The organism is bacterium (genome assembly GCA_023145965.1).
GTDB lineage: Bacteria > UBP14 > UBA6098 > UBA6098 > UBA6098 > UBA6098.
Map to the genome: position 1 here is coordinate 1 of JAGLDC010000084.1, position 15,995 is coordinate 15,995.

The 15,995-nt window shown below is 41.7% G+C and carries 20 protein-coding genes; all 20 read right to left on the reverse strand.

What is annotated here, in order from left to right:
- A partial coding sequence (locus KAH81_08240; protein MCK5833643.1) for an NADH-quinone oxidoreductase subunit H occupies positions 1-682 on the reverse strand: 682 nt, incomplete at its 3' end.
- Positions 682-2,532, reverse strand: coding sequence for a hypothetical protein (locus KAH81_08245; protein ID MCK5833644.1), 1,851 nt, complete (start codon positions 2,530-2,532; stop codon positions 682-684). The genes KAH81_08240 and KAH81_08245, both read right to left, overlap by 1 nt.
- Positions 2,529-3,833 carry a hypothetical protein gene (locus KAH81_08250; GenBank protein ID MCK5833645.1) on the reverse strand — a complete coding sequence of 435 codons (1,305 nt, stop codon included), beginning with the start codon at positions 3,831-3,833 and terminating at the stop codon, positions 2,529-2,531. The genes KAH81_08245 and KAH81_08250 overlap by 4 nt, the downstream gene beginning before the upstream one ends.
- A 158-nt stretch (positions 3,834-3,991) precedes the next feature.
- Positions 3,992-4,351, reverse strand: a complete 360-nt coding sequence (locus tag KAH81_08255) for an NADH-quinone oxidoreductase subunit K (protein MCK5833646.1) — start codon at positions 4,349-4,351, stop codon at positions 3,992-3,994.
- Positions 4,351-5,007 carry a Na(+)/H(+) antiporter subunit B gene (locus tag KAH81_08260; protein ID MCK5833647.1) on the reverse strand — a complete coding sequence of 219 codons (657 nt, stop codon included), beginning with the start codon at positions 5,005-5,007 and terminating at the stop codon, positions 4,351-4,353. The genes KAH81_08255 and KAH81_08260 overlap by 1 nt, the downstream gene beginning before the upstream one ends.
- Positions 5,008-5,030: 23 nt before the next feature.
- A complete protein-coding gene (locus KAH81_08265) occupies positions 5,031-5,270 on the reverse strand; it encodes a DUF4040 domain-containing protein (protein ID MCK5833648.1) in 240 nt (79 codons plus the stop codon).
- A gap of 19 nt (positions 5,271-5,289) precedes the next feature.
- Positions 5,290-5,601, reverse strand: coding sequence for a Na+/H+ antiporter subunit G (locus KAH81_08270; protein MCK5833649.1), 312 nt, complete (start codon positions 5,599-5,601; stop codon positions 5,290-5,292).
- A gap of 1 nt (position 5,602) precedes the next feature.
- Positions 5,603-5,863 carry a cation:proton antiporter gene (locus tag KAH81_08275; GenBank protein ID MCK5833650.1) on the reverse strand — a complete coding sequence of 87 codons (261 nt, stop codon included), beginning with the start codon at positions 5,861-5,863 and terminating at the stop codon, positions 5,603-5,605.
- Entirely contained in the window at positions 5,860-6,381 is a 522-nt protein-coding gene (locus tag KAH81_08280; GenBank protein ID MCK5833651.1) for a Na+/H+ antiporter subunit E, read from the reverse strand. The genes KAH81_08275 and KAH81_08280 overlap by 4 nt, the downstream gene beginning before the upstream one ends.
- Before the next feature lie 40 nt (positions 6,382-6,421).
- Positions 6,422-7,036 carry a redox-sensing transcriptional repressor Rex gene (locus tag KAH81_08285; protein MCK5833652.1) on the reverse strand — a complete coding sequence of 205 codons (615 nt, stop codon included), beginning with the start codon at positions 7,034-7,036 and terminating at the stop codon, positions 6,422-6,424.
- Between the two features lie 174 nt (positions 7,037-7,210).
- On the reverse strand, positions 7,211-7,693 hold the full coding sequence (locus KAH81_08290; protein ID MCK5833653.1) for a hypothetical protein: 483 nt from the start codon (positions 7,691-7,693) through the stop codon (positions 7,211-7,213).
- A gap of 4 nt (positions 7,694-7,697) precedes the next feature.
- Positions 7,698-8,279, reverse strand: coding sequence for a hypothetical protein (locus KAH81_08295; protein MCK5833654.1), 582 nt, complete (start codon positions 8,277-8,279; stop codon positions 7,698-7,700).
- Between the two features lie 62 nt (positions 8,280-8,341).
- Complete coding sequence (locus KAH81_08300; GenBank protein MCK5833655.1) at positions 8,342-8,752, reverse strand: hypothetical protein; 411 nt, start codon at positions 8,750-8,752, stop codon at positions 8,342-8,344.
- A gap of 81 nt (positions 8,753-8,833) precedes the next feature.
- On the reverse strand, positions 8,834-9,109 hold the full coding sequence (locus tag KAH81_08305; protein ID MCK5833656.1) for a hypothetical protein: 276 nt from the start codon (positions 9,107-9,109) through the stop codon (positions 8,834-8,836).
- Between the two features lie 229 nt (positions 9,110-9,338).
- Positions 9,339-10,769 carry a cysteine--tRNA ligase gene (gene cysS / locus KAH81_08310; GenBank protein MCK5833657.1) on the reverse strand — a complete coding sequence of 477 codons (1,431 nt, stop codon included), beginning with the start codon at positions 10,767-10,769 and terminating at the stop codon, positions 9,339-9,341.
- A gap of 96 nt (positions 10,770-10,865) precedes the next feature.
- Complete coding sequence (locus KAH81_08315; GenBank protein ID MCK5833658.1) at positions 10,866-11,999, reverse strand: glycosyltransferase; 1,134 nt, start codon at positions 11,997-11,999, stop codon at positions 10,866-10,868.
- A complete protein-coding gene (locus tag KAH81_08320; protein MCK5833659.1) occupies positions 11,962-13,302 on the reverse strand; it encodes an O-antigen ligase family protein in 1,341 nt (446 codons plus the stop codon). The genes KAH81_08315 and KAH81_08320 overlap by 38 nt, the downstream gene beginning before the upstream one ends.
- A 39-nt stretch (positions 13,303-13,341) precedes the next feature.
- Positions 13,342-14,139 carry a phosphatidate cytidylyltransferase gene (locus KAH81_08325; GenBank protein MCK5833660.1) on the reverse strand — a complete coding sequence of 266 codons (798 nt, stop codon included), beginning with the start codon at positions 14,137-14,139 and terminating at the stop codon, positions 13,342-13,344.
- A gap of 12 nt (positions 14,140-14,151) precedes the next feature.
- Positions 14,152-15,522 (reverse strand): LptF/LptG family permease, encoded by a 1,371-nt coding sequence (locus tag KAH81_08330; protein MCK5833661.1) that lies wholly within the window; start codon positions 15,520-15,522, stop codon positions 14,152-14,154.
- Positions 15,519-15,995: ribonuclease HII (locus tag KAH81_08335; protein ID MCK5833662.1), on the reverse strand; the 477-nt coding region annotated here is incomplete at its 5' end. The genes KAH81_08335 and KAH81_08330, both read right to left, overlap by 4 nt.

Sequence of the window (15,995 nt, forward strand, 5' to 3'; positions counted from 1 at the left end):
GACCGATGAACTCTTGAAGCCCGTGATGAATATGGGAAAAGGCCAGGAATTTACCGCCGTATTCGACCATCGGCCCTGAAGATATTTCCTGCGCCGCTCCCGCGATCTCGAACGGTCTAACTCCAAGAATAGCCGGTAAAATCATAAAATAAGCAATCCCGGATAAAAACAGCGGTAGGGAACCGAAAGACCACCCTTGAGTGGACTGCATTTTAACTATCTCTGAAAGAGATATTGTATTGTAGTAAGACATGACCGTCAGCAGCACCAAAAGAAGCGGAACCTCATATCCCAAAGCGAGAAGGAATTTTCTGGATATTCCAATACTGGCGTTTGGGTTGGCCGCCTCGCCACTGCTTAAAGCAATCCCCAATGGACTCAGTAGCATAAGATACAATATCAACAACAATCCACCGGATTCCAATAAGACGATATTTCCGAGAGGAAGAAACAACACAACTACCAAAGATCCAGCTAACGAGAGTATTAGACCGAATTCAAAGATGAATCCATGAGTCACAGTCTTTTGACTTAACAAGCGGATAATATCGATAACCGGTTGTGTGATCGGAGGACCATATCGCCATTGAATCCGAGCCATTACTTTCCTGAAAAGCCCCAGGAAAAGTAATCCCATGAATATCGCGATAAGCGGCACAAGTATAAATCCGACGATATGCATTAAAACACGCTCCATTTCAACTGTATTAGAATCAGGATCGCTAGAAATAGAATTATATAGGTAATATAGCTGCCAACATATCCGGTATAAATCCGCCTGATACCATCCGATAAGCCCTTCAGCAGATTTGCAATGGCATTGCCCAAAGCATCTGAAAAGTCTTTCAAATAGGGTGTGACCATCCTATAGAAAGGATTATAGAAATTTACCGTGTGACTATACCTATCGACAGGAACCACCGCTCCGGCGGCGTAATTATCGTATTGATCAGCTTTAACAGATTTTCTTCCTAGCTTGAAAAATAAGGCTACTATCAGCCCTGCAATTATTATAGTTGCAAAAACATTAAGCATGTTCAGAATTCCGGTTTCGGAGGTTACCCCCCAAAGTTCAATGTCCAAAGATTCCATGCCAAAAGAAACTATGATTGAATTGATAACCTTCAGAGGCAAGCCTGGAAGAACCCCGAAGAGGAGTATTATAAAGGATAGAATCAATATGGGAATCTGCATGTTAACAGGTGAAGGCTTGACATCTTTATATTTTTCCGGCAATTGCCCCAAAAACATATTATGTAGGAATTTATACACGGAGAGAATAGTCCCCCATGTTCCGATCAACGCGGCGAAAGCCAAAAATGGAGAACCTTCAATAATAAGAGTTTTATATATCAACCATTTAGATACAAATCCATTTGTCAGTGGGACACCCATCAAGCCCATAATCCCGAACAAACCACCAATAAAAGCCACTGGCATTTTCTTGATTAGACCGCCTAATGAATTAAGATCGCGCTCATTTGTTCTGTATTGAACTGCGGCAACGCTAAGGAACAATAGGACGATATAGATGGCATGATTTAAGGTATGGAATATTCCTCCTGCCAACCCAAGGCTTGTCCCATAAGCGATCCCCACGATCATATATCCACCCTGACCGATGCCGTGCCAGGCCAAAAGCTTCTTCGCATCGTTTTGAAGCATTGCTATGAAAGTGGGAACCACGATAGTGATAGCGCCCAACCACGATAAGATATAGTTAAAGCTGACAGGAACAGTTCCTATAGAAAGCGTTCTCGTGAATCCCACGATAACATACATTATAAGTAGAAAACCATAGATCCCCATTCGCGTGAGCATCCCGGAAAGAACTGCTGTAAAAGGCGAAGGTGACTCGGAGTAAGCCTCGGGAAGCCATGAATGAAATGGCATTACGGCATTTTTGATTGCGAAAGCAACCCCAAAAATTAGTAGCAAGAAAAGCAAATAACCGTTGGACGAAGCAGGAACCAAAGTCGTCAATTCATGGATATTCAATGTATGAAAATTAACATACAATGTCATAATTCCAAACAGCATTGACATTGAGCCAATTATCGAATAGATAATATATTTCAATCCTGCCTTTAAAGCTGGTCCGCCATTATAACTAATTAGCAAGAAAGTGCTCCAACTCATTATTTCCCAAAAAACAAAGAAGGAAATAAGATCTCCGGATAAAACCACACCCAACATCGCCGCATTCACAAAGAGCATCATGAAATAATAGAAAGCAAGATTATCGCGTCCTTTCATATAGCTTAATGAGAAAATTAACGACAGTGTCGCAAAAACCGAAACGGCTATTGAGAAAAGCCATGACAGCGAATCTATTCGCAGTGTAAGTTCCAGGCCGAAAAAAGTGAAGAAATTTGATTCAATTTCGTTCCCATAAAAACAGGCTATTATTGTAACAAGGGCAAGGGAAAACAACACAGCTAAAGCCATGAGAAGTTTCTTAGACAGCTTCCCAAGAAAATATGTGAGAAATGCACCGCCAAAGGCGACAATAAGTAGTAACTCTAAAGTCATCCTAATACACTCCTTATGTAGCCGATTTTATCGATAAACTCCGTGGCTGCAGGCGTGACGATTTTCAAAACGAATTCGGGATAGATTCCGATAAATATTATCAGAGAGGCAAAAACGATCATGGGAACCAAGCCTGTAACTGGCGGTTTCTCTATCTCCGCAACATGATTCCATTTTTTGAAATACATTACTTGAATAATCCGGAAGAAATACGATCCCTCGATAATGGTCCCGAATAATACAGCGCCAATTAGCAGAGTATAAAGTAATTCGCCCTGGGCCAATGCCGCGTGGATTATCATGAATTTACTCGCAAAACCGACAAATGGCGGCAAACCTACTAACGAAAAGGTCCCGATTGTGAACAATAAGGCAGTCAATGGCATTTTCTTGCCGATGCCTCCGAACGACGAAATCTCCATGGAACCGGTTCTGTATATCATGAGTCCCACAGCGAGGAATAGTAGCGCTTTACTTAATGTATGGGTAATTAACTGAAAAAACCCTCCGCTAACTCCTAACTGAGTCGATAGCGAAAAAGCAAATAAAATTAATCCTATCTGCCCGATACTCGAATACGCCAGCATTCTCTTGATATTCTTCTGGCCAAGAGCGCTCATCTCGCCGATAAGCAAAGTTAAGACGCCGAGGAAAAGCATAAAAACCATGAAACTCGATATGTCGAAAATAGTAAATAATACTCGAAGAACCGCGTATAATCCCACCTCAATAGCGATCCCGGATAATATTGCACTGATCGACGACGGCGCCGAAGAGTGAGCATCGGGAAGCCATGCGTTGAGTGGAAAAATAGCGGCCTCGATTCCCAATCCGGTTACCATGAAAATAAGCGGAATAAAAAGGTGGTTCGTATCGACAGTATTCACCTGACTTGCGATATCCGCCATATTCAAAGTGCCGAAATAACCATAAAGCAACCCAATCCCGATCAATAACAAACTTGACCCGATAGACCCCTGTATTAGGTATTTTATCGAAGCCTCTATTCCGGCCTTGTTCCCAAGATAAGCAACCAGCGCGTATGAAGATATGCAGAGAATTTCAAAGAATACAAAGAGGTTGAAAATGTCGCCGGTGAGCACAACTCCTGTTGCACCTGTTAAAAGGAGAAGGAAAAGCATATGATATTTTTCCTGCGGGCCTTCTTTGATATAACTTAACGCGTATAGAGATACTAAAAATCCTGCAAGAGATATAAGTAATGAAAAAAGAATCCCCACCGGGCCGACAACCAGGACTATACTAAACGGCGGTGCAAAACCGCCTAACTTGACAACCAAAGGACTCTGGATGGCGGCGGGTGTCAATATTATCGAGATTATTAAATTGAACAAGAAGGCGAAAACCGGCACAAATTTAGCGATTTTTCTGGAAATAAAAGTAAGAAGAGGTATTAAAAATGCCAACCCTAAGGGGACTGCAATTAATAAAACGGGATTTACCACTTTAGCTCCTTAATCTTCCTTAAATCAAGGCTTCCAAAATGTTTATAGGCTTTTATCGATAACGAAAGAGCTAAAGCCAATACGGCTAATCCTATAACAATTGCGGTTAAAACCAGTGCCTGCGGAACAGGATCGACCATCGTGGCGGCGCTAAGGCCGGGACGCGAAAATATCGGCGCTGTTCCATCGGTAATGTATCCCACAGAGATGAGAAATAGATTGACTCCCGTTTCGAGAATGCTGATTCCAATTATCATTTTTATCAAATTGTGCTTGGTCAGCATTATGAACAATCCTATAGCTACCAAGCCGAAGGCGCCGATATAATAAATATAGTCGGATAAAAAACTCATTAGCTCTCCTCTATAAGCCGGTCGATAATGCCGCTTAACTCCGAACCCACTTTTAACCCGATCGCGATATATAAAATAGGTATAATACCCGCACTAAATAACGTGTTCAAGGTGCCGTGAGGAAGGAAATTAGAAAGGAAATAGTGTCTGCCGACCGTAAGGCCGATCAATCCCAACACTATAAGCGCTAGTCCTCCGATCGATTCGACCGCTTTACTTGCGGATTCGTTAATCCTCTTTCCTCTACAGCCGAGATAGACTAAAAGAAAACCGGAGGCTATTATTGCACCACCCTGAAATCCTCCACCCGGAGTGAGGTGGCCGTGAATAAAAATATATACTCCGAATAATAGAATAAGAGGAAAAAGGAATTTGCAGCCTGTAGTGAGTATTAGACTTGCCTGTTCTACCTTTTTATCGGATTTCTTTTTCAGCGACGCCAACACCGTCCCCAATGCCAATGCCGCCAGAAAAAGCACGGTTACTTCGCCCAAAGTATCGAAACCCCTATAACCTAGAACGACCGAGGTTACAATATTCGAAGCACCGGTTTCCTCGACACCATTTTCCAGATAATGACTGCCGACCTTTGTCTTGGATACACCGAAAGGTATATTTTGCAGGGAAACTACAATTCCCCATGCAATAATTAGCATTAATATTATCCCTATTATCTTTTTCACTCTTCATACCTCGTTGTTTTCTTAATTGCGATAATGAAGACAGCCGTCACTAATGCGGCTCCTATTGAAGCCTCCGCCATAGCAACATCGGGAGCTTGTAAGAAAAAGAAAAGGACTGCCGCAACAAGACTAACCATACATGCAGCTATAACCGCGCTAATCAAATCGCGAAAAACCATAGCCGCGATTGCCGAAGCCAACATAAAAAGCACCAATAAACTTACAATGATAATCATTATAATATCCTCATATTTCCTAAAACTCTTCCGATTTATCGATAACACTTTGATCGCAAAGTCTTACTCCGGCCTTTTTTGAGGCTCTAGCAATAGCGTGACTCGATATTGGATTGGTTATTAAAATGAAGACGGCCACAAGAAGGCATTTCCAAAACCAGTCGGGTTGCAGAATACCAACCCCGACTATAGTGAAAAAAGCGCCGAAAGTCGTGCATTTAGTGCCCGCCTGAATTCTGTTATATACATCGGGAAGCCTTAAGATACCGAAGTTCCCGAGCATTAGAAATACTACTCCGATTCCTGTTATCACTAAGCCAAAGATTTCCATTTTAGATCCCACCTTCAAGATATCTTGCCATCGCTACCAATCCTACGAAGGCCAGCAGGGAATAAACCAACGATACGTCAATATAAACATAGCGATCGAACACTAAGGCCAGCAGCACAAGCATTGCAACTACTGTGGTAGTTATGGTATCGACAGCAACAGCCCTGTCAGAGGCGGTCGGCCCCAACAACATCCTGATAATGCTGAAAAGGAGCCCCAGCGTTATTAAGCTAAGAAAAACAATAGTTATTGCCTGATTCATGCGAATATTACCTTTAAATATTTTTCAAATCGTTCACCGATTTCTTTTGTAGATTCAGCTATTCCATCACAACGGACGTAAATCCAGTGTATAAGTAATTTATCGTCTTTTATGTCAAGTGTAAACGTGCCGGGGGTTAGTGTTATCGAGTTCGCTAAAATTGTTTTGGCTATATCTTGTTTCAAATCGGTTTTTATTATTATAATTCCCGGTTTTATTGGCATCTTAGGATGAAGCACGCGATAGGCAACATCAAAATTGGCAACAATTATTTCCTTAAATAAGACAAAGATATAGGCAATTGAATACAGAATCCGCTTAATTGAAATAGGCGGAAGACCCAAATCAGAATACCTGTTACTAAGGAAAAGCGCTAATGCCAGACTAATCAGAACTCCTACTAATAGTTCCTGCCAATTTAAACTGGAAGTCAAAACTACCCAGAGAATCAACAAAATAATAAAAAGGTATAGAAAATTCCTGATAGGAGGAGTTTTATTATTGTTTTTTTCTGACATTAGTAACCTTCATTAATGAATAATTGGTCCAACATCCGGTTTATCCTGAATAATAAATTAATCTCGCTATTTCCGTGCTTAAATCGATGCAGCTCGTTTTAATACCTTTAGGTAACTTCAATTGGCACGGTGTAAAAGACAATAAAGACTTTACTCCTGATTTAGCAAGACGATACGAAATTTTAACGGCGATGCTTTCCGGCACAGCTATAATCACGCACTGAATACTCTCCGCTTCAATTCTTTGCTCCAGATTCTTTTCATCCTCGACAACAATATTGTGGAAACTTTGACCAATTTTCTGGGGATCGTTATCGAAAGCCATAACAATCCTGAAACCCTCGGACTCGAATCCGGGGAAGGAAAGCAAGGCTTTTCCTATGTTTCCAACACCGACTAAAGCTATCGTTTGGGACTTATCTATATGCAGAATTTTTTTTATCTCCTGTTTTAAATCCGCAACATTGTATCCGACACCGCGTTTGCCGAAATCCCCAAAATATGAAAGGTCTTTTCTAATCATAGACGGTTTGATTTTGCATATCTCCGCTAATTTAGAAGACAAAACAACGGTTGTGCCCTCTTTGCTAAGACAAGTTAAAGCTCTCAGATAGGGAAAGAGACGACCTATAGTTTCATCGGGAATTTTTATCATAACCTCTACTTTGCGCTTGTGAATACAACCACAAGTCAAAATAGACTACTTGCTTTTAAAGTCAAGGACTATTTTTTACTTTTTTTATTCCAAAATTCGTTTATAAAAAATGTATCGCGTAACACAAAATTCTATCTTGCCGGATTTCGCAGAACATCAAAATATAACGGTTATTTATTTGACAAACAATGATTGAATTAGTGAGTCTATTTCCTCAAATCCATCATCTTTAGGAGATGGGTAATCTAAGACTATTAAAGAATCATCCGCCTGTATTATCAAAAATGGCCAGTATTTGGGAGGTTCTTTTGAGAAAAATGAAAGAAAACAATCTATATCTACTCCCCCTTTGTTAAAAGAAGTCCTATAGCCGTTTATAAATTTTTTAAGCTCCTGAGTGTCATCGCTAAGAAAATAGAAATAGATTTTACTTTCTATATTCTCAATACTTGAGCTGAGAAAATATTCTTCATAATGAATCACACATGGAGGGCACTCACCGAGTTTGTGACAGACAAAGACTTTACTACCAGGAATTTCAAATATATCACTCAATATAGTTTTATCGCTAAAAGATTTATATATTTCGCAATCTGTATTTTCTGCGATCAATATTGTGAAAACAATCAAAAAAATAAATAAGTAGCTTGTTTTCATTCTTCTATTGAAAATGTATGTTATAAATTTTTAGTTTAACTGATTGTTTATCAAACTCATCAGAAATAAAAACTAATCTGCCATTAGGGTCAACATCGATAAGAGAACCGGGAATCGGTTTTGAAAAACCCAATACTTGGCCTGTTTCAGGTTTGAAGAAACCTATCTCGCTAACGCCGTTTTTTTGAAAACACACAACACCTATTGAGTCGTTCAGCGCACGAACATTGCCGGTTTGAGTCCAGTTTCCTGTCCATTCGTAGTCTTCTTCTAATGTAGTCTCGATTGAACCTGTGAATTTAATAGGAGGTATATAACTTGGTAAAGAGAAATTTATTGTATTAATGGTATCCAATCTAGTATTCATATATAGAACTTTCGGCGAAATGTTTTCTGCTGCGAGGAATCCCCGGCCAAAAGGACATATTGACATATTATAGTAGGTGAGTAAATTCAAACCTTCTATAGAAAATATCGAATCATATTCGCCATTTTGATAAATAAAACCTTCCGCGAGAAATGATCCGTCTGACCATAGATACGACTGAAGACCTGTGAGGGCAAACCTGGAATCTTTTCCAGCCATTATTTTTTGTCCCGCGATAACTAAAGTATCTCCTAGTACAATGACTTTTTTAGCAGTAATATTTAAGTCCCCACAAAAAATGACTCGATAAATTCAACTGCTTCTTCAGTAAAAACCCATTTTGTAATACGCTTTGTTCTAAAATCCAAAACGTAAATAGTATCCTCTATCGTCCACACATTTATCGGAATAATAAATTCAGAGGATTTAGTTCCTGGAACAGGCTTAAACTCAAACAGCTTATAATCGTCTGTTCTAATAATGAAAACCATCCGAGAACTAAAATCGACGAAAACAATTAAATCTTCATTGACGAGTTTAATAACTTCTTCATAATTCGATATATTAATCCAATTAGATGGGCTGTTGGAGTAAATATTTGGCATAGCAAGGGTTTCCTCTTCAACTAATTCTATGCACAACCCGCTGCTGGCTAGGCTTACAAGAAAAAGAAAAGCAAAATACTTCATCATATATCTCATAATTTCTGCCTTCGATATTTATTCAAAATAGCCGATTTGTTCTAACTACAAACCGGCCATGTTTATCTAATTTTATTGCTCGAAATAACACCAGTATTCACCTTGAGGATTATTATCACACATTATCCAATGGGTTCCATCTTTATCCACTTGTTGTAATGTCCCTCTATACCACCCGGGTTCCGGTTGCTGTTCGGCTATACCACATTTGCAATCAAGTGGAATACCAATGCAATTGCAGACTTTCATTGACCCAACATATTCTAAATTGCCATCGAACCAATATGTATAGGCAATAATTGGGACCGCGATTAACAACATTGCGAGCAGAACAAAACTCTTTTTCATTTTGCCTCCTCAATCGTTGTAAAATAATATTCTGTGCACCTATTCATATTACAATTGCGGCGGGCGGGATAGTCAAGTAAATTATAAAAGTTACTTAACCTATTCTAAGTATTCTATTTGGTAATAGTTGTATTGGTCTTATCAATTCACTATTAATACTAGCTAAATGGAGTATTACCCAATTTTCATTGTTAAGATACATATTAGCTAAAATACCAAGAAGTCATCCCTATATCTTCTTCACCACCGGGCCATCGGGAGTGTCGCGGACCTCGAGACCGCGCGCAGCGAAGGCGTCTCGAATTGCATCGGCTGTGGGCCAATCCTTGCTTTCGCGGGCCTTGCGCCTTTGTTCGAGGGCTGTTTCGACGTCCATCTTCACGCTGTCGATTTCAATAGCGATTTCTCTGGTTTCCGATTCAGCTTTCGCCGGAAGAAGTCCGGTCGCACAGTCGAAATCCTCCAGAAATCTAAGGATCCGCTCGCCATCGAGTGAGGAAAGCAGACCGTCATCACGAAGTTTATTACATAGTCGAATAAGCTCGAACAACCCACCGAGCGCACCGGAAATATTCAAATCATCGTCCATACAATTCTCGAATGTCTCGCGCGCCGATTCGAGGCCTCGCGAGGCATCCTCGTGAAGTGGGCCTTCGGTGAGCTCTTCAAGCATGTCTCGAAATTCCCCTATCCGCTTAAGCGAGGTTTCCGCAGCACCGAGTCCCTCAAAGGTGAAATTCAATTGTTGACGATAATGCGTCGCAATAAGGACATATCGAATAGCAAGCGGCGAATAACCTTTATCGATCAATTGCCGGAGTGTGAAGTAATTTCCCAGCGATTTTGACATCTTCTTGCCCTCGACGATGAGATGCGCGTTGTGCATCCAGTAGTTGACGAACTTTTTACCTGTCGCGGCCTCAGACTGCGCGACCTCGTTTTCATGATGTGGGAAAAGATTGTCCTCGCCACCGGTATGTATATCGAAATGCTCGCCGAGATATTTCATACTCATTGCGGAACACTCGATATGCCATCCGGGACGGCCCTTACCGAGTTCCGTTTCCCAAAAGATATCGCCGTCGGACTCTTCATAGGCCTTCCAAAGCGCAAAATCGGCAGCCTGTTCTTTGTCGTATTCGTCGTGGGAGATTCTCGCACCGGCAATATTCTTATCGATTCGCTTGCCGGAAAGTTTGCCGTATTCCGGAAATTTCTCGATAGAGTAATAGATAGAGCCGTCGCCGCCGCGATATGCAACGCCAACATCGAGAAGCCGCTTTACAAGCTCGACCATCTCCGGGATATGATCGGTCGCCGCAGGATAGACCTCCGCCCGCTCGATTCCAAGCGCATCGAGATCCTCGAAGAATGCGGCTTTATATTTTGCGGTATATTCATCGAGTGAAATGCCGGCTTTGCGGCTTTCGCGGATCGTCTTGTCATCGACATCTGTGAGGTTCATCACCTGCGTAACTTCGTAACCGCGATATTTAAGCCATCGGCGGAGCAGGTCCTCGAAGATATATGCCCGGTAATTACCGATATGCGCAAAATCATACACGGTGGGGCCGCAGGTGTACATGCCGACCTTCCCCGGTTCGATCGAATGAAATTTCTCGATTCGATTTCCAAATGTGTTTTTAAATTTTATCGTCATTTTTTTCCTTCCGTAGGGGAGCACCTATGTGTGCTCCCGGTCGGTGAAATTACGCCATGTCCTATTATGCTTGCGGGAGAGCACATAGGCTCTCCCCTACGATTTTCCTTTATATATTTTTTCGATGAACTCAGGGAATTCCCTCGCGTCTTTTTCCCAATTAAATTTTTTACGAGCGGCGCGCATGCAGGTTTCGGCTCTTTGCGCTATCGCTGTTTCGTCTTTTATAAGATCGGCTATTATCTCGACGACGCGATTTTCCTGTCCGTGAGGCACGAAAACCGGGCCGTCGGCTTCGGAGACGATCCCCTTATAAGCATCTAACCAGGTTGTAATTGGAATCGTGCCCTTGGCCATATAATCGAATATCTTGCTCGAAAGACACTGGTTGTATTTCCTCGTCGGGACGATAAACGACAGTCCGATCTTCGCGCGCTCGATCATTTTCATAGCCCCGTCGTAGGCGATAAATTTTTCGGGAAAATACAATCTTTTGTCGTCGATGAGATCTCCGGCGGCCTTCCGGCATCGTTCGAGATAACCATCGCCGTAGACTGGCCCAAGGACTTGAAGTTTCCAACCGTCGAGGACGGCCCCCGGAGCGAGATGTTCCGCCATTTTGAGCATCTCCGCGCCGAACCGCACTGCCATCACGACTCCGACATATATGATTGTGTTTTCCTTTTCGGGGATTTTTTCCGGAACGGCATCGATTCTTGGGTAATTATGTAGAACGATAGTCGGCTTACCCGCCGGGGCGAGGCGTTCGGCGTTCTCGCGCATCGCAGTAATAATCCCGGACGAGGCTTTCGCGCCGCGCATTTCTTCCCATGCGACGAGCCTTTTAACCAGCCCTTTGAAGGGCTTTGGTACCCAAGCCTTCTCGGCGATAAAATCTGGATACGGCTCGTGGGCGTCGAAGATATATTTCTTCCCGTGTTTTCTCAACCATCGTCCTACGCGAAGAATCTCGGGATCGTGTATAATATAGAGATCGGCATCGAGAGCGATTGCGGCTCGGAATATCTTTTTGGCGGACAAGACCCTTTTAAAGCGGTTCTTGGGCCGTGGAAGAACAACGAACTCGACTCCGAAACCGGGTGTGAAATCGCCATTCGCCAAAGTAAGAACGGTCACGCGATGCCCCGCATCGACGAGCGTCTTCGTCTCCTTGGCGAAGATACGTGCGTCGTTAGGCGGATGAACCGATGCTACCATCGCGATGTGCATCTTTCTCCTTGTGGGCGATATACATAGAACTCATAAGACCTATAGAAATGAAAAACAGATGGTCAGTTGAAGTCGTAACTATCATAGCAAGCATTAACGTATAAAGAAACAAAGAAGAGGAAAGTCCTCCCAACTTGATGAAAAGTGAAGAGTTTTTTCTTTTTTTTATGAAATAAACAGCTGTTTTAAAACATGACATTAACAACGCCAAGTAGCATAACAAACCAATAATACCCCATTCGATATAATATTCCATTATAACATTATGAAGATGCTGGAGCTTTGCTCCTTTTGCCCATGCTGGCAGTATTGCAGAATAGTTTCCGGTTCCATGTCCAAATAACACTTCGTCGAACCTACTTTCCCAGACGGCCTTCCACATTCCAATTCTGCCCGTGAGCGACATGTCAACATATTGAAGGCTCCCCAGGCGGCTGAACATTGAACCTATCGCCATAATTGCAAATAATGCCAATGGAATACTTAAAACAGAAATTAGAAGGACCTTTTTTCGCAAACTAACATCGGTAAAAACAAATAGATAAAAGACTATAGCGATTATCGCGGCCAGAAAAGCACTTCTACTGCCGGTAAAAATAATAAAAGCGAAAGAAGCGGAGATAAAAAGCATAAGCAACAATTGGTGAATCGTTTTTTTAGAATTAAATATCTTATAAAAAGCTAATATCGTCATAAAACCCATATTGCGAGCATACTGATTTACATTAATTGCTAAGGCACTAAATCGAACATATTGCGTAGCTCCTCCTCTTTGAAAAAAGCTCACTCCCGAAATAACTAAAGGAATGATTCCGAGTAATAATGCATAATCGATCGATTTTTCAAAAAATTCAGTTTGATTGCCCCAGAAATGCAAAACTATAAATGTATTTATACAAAGCGAAACGAATAAAACGCTTTTCGCAATTGTATAAGCATTAATTTCCATTCGTGGTAGATTTAATAAAAATAACAACACTATGAGTAAAAATGAGATTTGTATCGCCGAAATTTTGCGTGGTAAGCTAATTTTCCCGTAGAATAAAGTTAGAAAAAAGGTGGATAATAATACCGCGCCCATCAAGGGGTAGATAATTAAGGTATTTTCGGAATTCACCAGCAACAATGGAATCGCAAATAAATTCTGGCCAACCAGAAATGCAGAAAAACCTATCTCGGGATGTTTAATATAAAGGATAGCTATTACAGCAAGAAATGGAATCGCTACTATCATAGCTTGGTCGAATTTGACCGTTGTAGCAAAAGTCAGAGTAGCTATCGCAACGATGGTTAAAGCCAGCACTCTCTTGGGTAAATCGTATTTGAGATTAACGGATTGCATTTAGAAAATAATGAAGTAAATCCATGCGGCAACCTGCACGAAAAGCCAACTGTCGAATCTGTCCCAGAAGCCGCCGTGGCCGGGAATTGCATTGCTCGAATCCTTGATTTTCATTTCCCTTTTAACTTTACTCTCAAAAAGATCTCCTCCAACCGCAATAAACCCTGCAATACCGGAAAAAGCAACGATATCCCAACCAAAAACCGAAGGCCATAAAAACCGGAACACCAAGCCCACTATTAACGCCCCAATTATTTCACCCGCGAAACCGGCCCAGGTTTTGTTCGGCGAAAGAACCGGCGTCATCTTCGGGCCACCGATCCAGTTGCCGACAAAATAAGCTGTTGTATCTCCGAACCAGACCAGCACCATAGGTAAAACAGCAAAGAGTGGCGCAAAGGAATTTAATTCCCATGCTAAAGATGGCACCCATCCAAAAAGAATTATCCCAAAAACCCCATAAGCCGAAGTCTCCAGGCCATGTTCCATATCTTTTATAAATAATTCAAGCAGGAACCATGCCGCCGAAAACACCAAGACAACAACAGGCACGAAACTTTGCCATTCCAACCAATAAAGGAGAGGAATTATCATACATGAACCTACAATAATTCCACCTCTAACAGGAGAAATCTTGACTCCGGGAAGAGAAACAAACTCAGATGATAACCCGAAAACGATAATCATCAAAAAAATGAGAAGATAAACTCCTCCCGAATACAATGCGAATATCACGGCCGGCCCAAAAATCAGCGCGATTATTATTCTGAAAAGCAGGTTCTTTTTAGTTATTGACATATATTTAGCCTGTTATAAACGTTTATTAAATTTACGCTTTCTCGTAAAAAACCCCTTCAGCCAATCGATCAACTTGACCAAAAAACCGAATCCGCTGAAGCGACTTGACCATATGGTGCGGTAAAGTATCGAGCACCCTATCGCGCCGAGAACAAAATTCGGTATCCACATCGAGAGCCATGGAGCCACAAATCCCCTATCGGCAAGCTCTTCGCCTCCGATCAGTAAGGCCCAATAAGTAACAAAGAAAAATAAACCAAAACCTATTGCCACCCCCATTCCTCCTTTGCGCGCCCATACACCCACCGGTGCACCCACAAAAAGAAAGAAAAAACAAGCCAATGGTAAAGTTATTTTTTTATTAATCTCCACAGTATATTTTCTAACATATCTCTGATGCGCTTGTATCGCATTTAGCTGGCTGGAGATGGATTGAGATGTTGATTTCACATAGCTTCGGATCGATTCAATTGCTTCTAGAATATCTTTCTTAGGATTCTCTGCCGGGATCAAAGCTCTATTAAACGCTCGATCCGAAAGATTGACTATATTCCGCTTAGCTTGAATAATTGCATTTTTTTTGGTAATAATCAGCTCTTTCATATCGGCTATCTTAAGCTCCCGGTCGCCCCTGTGCCCGGTGTCTCTTCGTTCAAGATTCATACCAAGATTGCCAAAACGCATTGTTTGGCTTTCAAAATTAACTTGCGTATATTTTGATGGATCGGTTTCGTCTATCTCATGGATGCTTCCGTTAATGAGTTCTAAATTGAGGACATCTGCGTCTTTATCGAAATACATCTTTCCACGCTCAGCCGTGATTATCCTCGGATAACGCCTTTCCTTTTGATCGTAAATCGTTATCCCCTCGAGCTTGTTAGTTCGCTCATCCACATCCTGAATGAACATGCCCACACCAGGAAAATCATCGATAAAAACCCGTTCTTTGATTGCCAGTGTAGGCTTTTTTCTCTTTATATCGCCGATAAGTAATTTCGCCTCATGATTTAAATCTGGCAATATCTGATCTGAAAAATAGACCATCCCAAACGATATGAGCAAAGCCACAATCATCGGAGCAAGCATGATACGAATCAGTGGAACACCCGAGCTAACCGTAGCTGTTATTTCTCCATCTTGAGATAAACGCCCAAAAGCCATAAGACCGGCAATGAGGCAAGACATTGGCACAGCGAGAGCGAGCATCCATGAGAGGTTAAGTATGAAAAGCTTCAATACTGTGAAGGGATCGACTCCCTTCGCTAAAATCAAGTTTAAAATATCGAGGATAAAATCCATCACCATAACAAACATGATGATTATAAAACCGCCAAGGAAGGGCTGAAGATGCTCGCGAAGTGTATATTTTGAGAGAGTTTTCACTTAAGACAAAATTCTATATTTTTAACAAATTCTTTAACGCCTCTATATGCTTTACGGTGAATAACTGTAATGCCCAACTTCTCTATTGCTTTTTTGTGATCTTTGGTTGGGTAGCCGACATTATTTCGAAAACCGTAGCCGGGAAAGATGCCATCAAAATAGGTCATAAGTTCATCTCGAACGACTTTCGCTACAATACTTGCTGCAGAAACACACATCACAGAACGGTCGCCGCCCACCACCGTTATCTGCTTAAACGGTATCCCCTCGAGTCTTCGGTTACCATCGACTATGATAATTTCCGGTTCGAGCTCGGCTGATTTCAACGCACGCCGCATCGCCATGTGTGAAGCCCTTAGTATGTTAATTGTGTCGATCTCTGCCGGCGATGCCCATCCAACCGAGATAGAACGGGCTTTCGCCAAAATATAATAAAAAAGCTCCTGCCTTTGATATTTTGACAGGAGCTTTGA

Coding starts and splice junctions, on each gene's coding strand:
- KAH81_08245 (MCK5833644.1), bottom strand. CDS start 2,532: ATGACTTTAGAGTTACTACTTATTGTCGCCTTTGGCGGTGCATTTCTC.
- KAH81_08255 (MCK5833646.1), bottom strand. CDS start 4,351: ATGAGTTTTTTATCCGACTATATTTATTATATCGGCGCCTTCGGCTTG.
- KAH81_08260 (MCK5833647.1), bottom strand. CDS start 5,007: ATGCTAATTATTGCATGGGGAATTGTAGTTTCCCTGCAAAATATACCT.
- KAH81_08265 (MCK5833648.1), bottom strand. CDS start 5,270: ATGATTATCATTGTAAGTTTATTGGTGCTTTTTATGTTGGCTTCGGCA.
- KAH81_08270 (MCK5833649.1), bottom strand. CDS start 5,601: ATGGAAATCTTTGGCTTAGTGATAACAGGAATCGGAGTAGTATTTCTA.
- KAH81_08275 (MCK5833650.1), bottom strand. CDS start 5,863: ATGAATCAGGCAATAACTATTGTTTTTCTTAGCTTAATAACGCTGGGG.
- KAH81_08280 (MCK5833651.1), bottom strand. CDS start 6,381: ATGTCAGAAAAAAACAATAATAAAACTCCTCCTATCAGGAATTTTCTA.
- KAH81_08285 (MCK5833652.1), bottom strand. CDS start 7,036: ATGATAAAAATTCCCGATGAAACTATAGGTCGTCTCTTTCCCTATCTG.
- KAH81_08290 (MCK5833653.1), bottom strand. CDS start 7,693: ATGAAAACAAGCTACTTATTTATTTTTTTGATTGTTTTCACAATATTG.
- KAH81_08295 (MCK5833654.1), bottom strand. CDS start 8,279: ATGGCTGGAAAAGATTCCAGGTTTGCCCTCACAGGTCTTCAGTCGTAT.
- KAH81_08300 (MCK5833655.1), bottom strand. CDS start 8,752: ATGATGAAGTATTTTGCTTTTCTTTTTCTTGTAAGCCTAGCCAGCAGC.
- KAH81_08305 (MCK5833656.1), bottom strand. CDS start 9,109: ATGAAAAAGAGTTTTGTTCTGCTCGCAATGTTGTTAATCGCGGTCCCA.
- cysS (MCK5833657.1), bottom strand. CDS start 10,769: ATGACGATAAAATTTAAAAACACATTTGGAAATCGAATCGAGAAATTT.
- KAH81_08315 (MCK5833658.1), bottom strand. CDS start 11,999: ATGCACATCGCGATGGTAGCATCGGTTCATCCGCCTAACGACGCACGT.
- KAH81_08325 (MCK5833660.1), bottom strand. CDS start 14,139: ATGTCAATAACTAAAAAGAACCTGCTTTTCAGAATAATAATCGCGCTG.